This is a genomic window from Streptomyces sp. NPDC088124 (genome assembly GCF_040685895.1).
Lineage (GTDB): Bacteria > Actinomycetota > Actinomycetes > Streptomycetales > Streptomycetaceae > Streptomyces.
This window is the reverse complement of record NZ_JBFBJB010000136.1, coordinates 1-1,807: the sequence shown is the minus strand read 5'-3', so window position 1 is coordinate 1,807 and position 1,807 is coordinate 1. Positions and strand designations below refer to the sequence as shown.

General features: G+C 68.4%; 1 protein-coding gene. It reads left to right on the top strand.

The features are described 5' to 3' along the window. Positions 1 to 1,807 (top strand): 2-oxoacid:acceptor oxidoreductase subunit alpha (locus AB0P17_RS43215; protein ID WP_365820606.1); only part of this gene is annotated, 1,807 nt, incomplete at both ends.

Here is a 1,807-nt window from a genome sequence, read left to right as displayed (position 1 = left end):
TCCGTCGTCTGGAGCGGGTGATCATTCGTTTCGCGGGTGACTCCGGTGACGGGATGCAGCTCACGGGTGACCGGTTCACCTCGGAGACCGCGTCCTTCGGCAACGACCTGTCGACCCTGCCGAACTTCCCCGCCGAGATCAGAGCACCCGCCGGAACCCTCCCCGGCGTCTCCTCCTTCCAGCTCCACTTCGCCGACCACGACATCCTCACCCCCGGCGACGCCCCCAACGTCCTGGTCGCCATGAACCCCGCCGCACTCAAAGCCAACATCGGCGACGTACCACGCGGCGCGGAGATCATCGTCAACACCGACGAGTTCACCAAACGCCCCATGGCCAAAGTCGGCTACGCGACCTCACCCCTGGAAGACGGGTCCCTCGACGGCTACCACGTCCACCCCGTCCCCCTGACCACCCTCACCATCGAGGCACTCAAGGAATTCGGGCTCTCCCGCAAGGAAGCGGAGCGTTCGAAGAACATGTTCGCGCTCGGCCTCCTGTCCTGGATGTACCACCGGCCGACCGAGGGAACCGAACGATTCCTTCGCGCCAAATTCGCGAAGAAACCCCAGATCGCCGAAGCCAACGTCACCGCGTTCCGCGCCGGCTGGAACTTCGGCGAGACCACCGAGGACTTCGCCGTCAGCTACGAAGTCGCCCCCGCCACCACCGCGTTCCCCCCCGGCACCTACCGCAACATCTCCGGCAACCTCGCCCTGTCCTACGGCCTCATCACCGCCGCCCACCAGGCCCAACTCCCCCTCTACCTCGGCTCCTACCCCATCACCCCCGCCTCCGACATCCTCCACGAACTCTCCCGCCACAAGAACTTCGGCGTCCGCACCTTCCAGGCCGAGGACGAGATCGCCGCCATCGGCGCGGCCCTCGGCGCGGCCTTCGGCGGCTCGCTGGCCGTGACGACCACGTCGGGCCCGGGTGTGGCGCTCAAATCGGAGACGATCGGGCTGGCGGTCTCCCTGGAGCTGCCGCTGCTGGTCGTGGCCATCCAGCGCGGCGGTCCCTCCACCGGGCTGCCCACCAAGACCGAGCAGGCCGACCTGCTCCAGGCGATGTACGGGCGCAACGGCGAGGCCCCCGTCCCCGTCATCGCCCCCCGCACCCCCGCCGACTGCTTCGACGCCGCCCTGGACGCCGCACGCATCGCCCTGACCTACCGCACACCCGTCTTCCTGCTCTCCGACGGCTACCTCGCCAACGGCTCCGAACCCTGGCGCATCCCCGAAACCGGCGAGCTGCCCGACCTGCGGGTGACCTTCGCGACCGGCCCCAACCACACCCTGGCCGACGGCACCGAAGTCTTCTGGCCCTACAAACGCGACCCGAAAACCCTCGCCCGCCCCTGGGCCGTGCCCGGCACCCCGGGCCTGGAACACCGCATCGGCGGCATCGAGAAACAGGACGGCACCGGGAACATCTCCTACGACCCGGCCAACCACGACTTCATGGTCCGCACCCGCCAGGCCAAAATCGACGGCATCCACATCCCCGACGTCCAGGCCGACGACCCCGACCATGCCCGCACCCTCGTCCTGGGATGGGGCTCCACCTACGGGCCCATCACCGCCGCCGTGCGCCGCCTGCGCAAAACCGGCGTACCGATCGCGCAGGCCCACCTGCGCCACCTCAACCCCTTCCCCCCAAACCTCGGCGACCTCCTCGCCCGCTACGACAAAGTCGTGGTCCCCGAGATGAACCTCGGCCAGCTCGCCACCCTCCTCAGAGCGAAATACCTGGTCGACGCCCACTCCTACAACCAGGTCAACGGCATGCCCTTCAAAGCCGAGCA